Consider the following 2402-nt stretch of genomic DNA (forward strand, 5'->3'; position numbering starts at 1 on the left):
ATACCCTGATGTTCTGGTAAATGCCATAATACCCGGCATAACCAGAACGGCCATCTGGTCCAGGGCCTTCGAATCAGACGTCATGACCGAGGAACGCCTGGCGATGTTTCAGGAACCGGAAGCGGTCTACCCTCACACTCGCTTCATCGTCGACCTGCCCTCGGGTGGGCCTACCGGCCGGTGCTTTTTCTATGGTGAGGACTACTCTATCTTCTCACGATTCAACCTTTGAGGTTCCCCAGTCAACACGGGTGGGAAGACAGATAAAGGAATACAAGACCAGGACAGGAGGCCAGGGAGAATGGAATAGAATACGATACCATCGAGTTATCTTGAGAGAAGGAGGTAAAGAAATGAAAAGGAAGTTGTTATGGCTGGTATTGAGTTGCCTGATGGTGGCGGCGCTGGTGTTGTCATCATGTCAGCCTGCACCAGCCGCGGAGACGACCAAAGAGCAGACCGTTACCGGGAAGGTGGTGGAAAAAGAGGCACCTGCAGCCAAGGAGGTTGAAGAGAAGGAAGAGGTTATACAAGAGAAAAAATTAGCCACGATTGCCACCGTACCGAAGTATGGTGGTACTCTCATCAGTGTTATATCGTCGGATGTCAGGGGCTTTGACACCAAGCTCATGGCTGACTACTCCACGACCGCGGTGTGGACCCATGAGAAACTGGCCAAGGGAGACTGGGCAAGAGGCCCGGCCGGCACCGGTGAAGTCACCTGGGTTCTGCCCGGCATTTGGGCCTTTGATTTTGATGCACCGATGGTGGCCGAAAGCTGGGAATGGCCGGATAGCGAGACCATCATTCTGCATATTCGTAAGGGAGTCTACTTTCATGATAAAGCACCGGCCTTCGGCAGAGAGTTGACCGCTGAAGATGTTGCCTACTCCATTTACCGGAAGTCATTAGATCCCAATTCCATGAACTACCCCACGAAAGAGGAGAACCGGCTGTTATCGGTTGAGGCTACCGACAAGTGGACGGTGGTTGTGAAGACCCCGGAGGCTATACATGGTTCATCCATCCAGTCGATTCTGGCCGAGACCTGGATGTATCCCCAGGAATTGGGAGATGGAGATGCGACGGATTGGAAGGATGTTTGTGGCACCGGGCCTTTCGTGTTGACAGACTATGTCGTCGAGAGCTCCTTAACGTTTACCAGAAACCCCAACTACTGGCTTGAGGACCCGGTAAACCCGGGGAACACGTTGCCCTACCTGGATTCCTACCGTCAACTGGTTATTACAGATGCGTCCACCCGGCTCTCCGCACTACGCACCGGTAAGATTGACCAGTACCGGGGGGTTGAGTGGGATGATGCTGAGGGTATGATGCGGAGCAACCCTGAGCTGAACTACTCGAGGTACCTCCAGCACACCGCTCCGATGATATGGATGCGGCTGGACAATGAAGAGCTGCCCTATGCCGACCTCAAGGTGCGGCGCGCCCTCTCAATGGCAATTGACCGTGATGCCCTCATCGAGAGCTACTACAACGGTAATGCCGAGAAGTTCTGCCAACCAGTCTTGCCGTGCGGAGAGCTTGGTGACATATTCATCCCCCTGGAGGAGCAATCCGAGCTAACCCAGGAGGCCTACGGCTTCCATCCGGACACGGCAAAGACGCTCATGGCTGAAGCCGGCTACCCCAATGGCTTCAAGGCCAGCATTGTTTGCCTCCAGGCATCAGTAGACGTACTGTCCATTATCAAGCAGATGTGGCTGGAGATAGGTGTTGACCTGGAGCTGGACCCCAGGGAAAGCGGTGCCTACCAGTCCGTGCAGAGGGGCGGGGGATATGACAACATGCTCCTGGCCAGTGAAACCGGTATCTACTATACGGTACCGCTAGCTCACCTCGAAGACTATATCCCGATATACAACCGCAGTTACGGCTATGACCAGTACGTCGAGGACTACTACGAAGAGAACATACTGCCCAATCGCGGTCCAGTCAACGACAAGACACTACGAGCGAACCTGCGAGAGTTGGTGCCCTACCTGGCCGACCTTCTGTGGGCGATAGAAATTCCGACGCAGTATTACTACTCCATGTGGCAGCCGTGGGTAGGCGGTTTCCGGGGCGAGTTCTCTACCGGTCGTGGCTGGTGGGGCGACTCTCCCATGTACGAATGGGTTGACCAGGACGTGAAATACAACTACACAGGCCAGCGGTAGCCAGATACGTTCGGTAATAACCGGTGCAACGGGCTGGGGGTACAAACTCGTACCCCCAGCCTGGCTGTGGTTTGTGACTTTAGCACAGACCGATTTACCTGGAGCCGGAGCATACCAGGTGGGGAACAATCACGGTATTCATGACCCCATGAACTGCCACCCGGTGTTCCCTCGGCCGTGCTAATCAGTATGCCTGCAATGCAGGAGCTAACCATAGCGAAG

General features: G+C 54.6%; 2 protein-coding genes. Both read left to right on the top strand.

What is annotated here, in order from left to right; genetic code table 11:
* Nucleotides 1-232 (top strand): hypothetical protein (locus VMW13_07600; protein ID HUV44678.1); only part of this gene is annotated, 232 nt, incomplete at its 5' end.
* A 121-nt stretch (nucleotides 233-353) separates the two neighbouring features.
* Nucleotides 354-2180, top strand: a complete 1827-nt coding sequence (locus tag VMW13_07605; protein ID HUV44679.1) for an ABC transporter substrate-binding protein — start codon at nucleotides 354-356, stop codon at nucleotides 2178-2180.
* Nucleotides 2181-2402 lie beyond the last annotated feature (222 nt).

It is taken from the genome of Dehalococcoidales bacterium (genome assembly GCA_035529395.1).
In the GTDB taxonomy this organism is placed as follows: Bacteria; Chloroflexota; Dehalococcoidia; order Dehalococcoidales; family Fen-1064; genus DUES01.

Coding starts and splice junctions, on each gene's coding strand:
- VMW13_07605 (HUV44679.1), top strand. CDS start 354: ATGAAAAGGAAGTTGTTATGGCTGGTATTGAGTTGCCTGATGGTGGCG.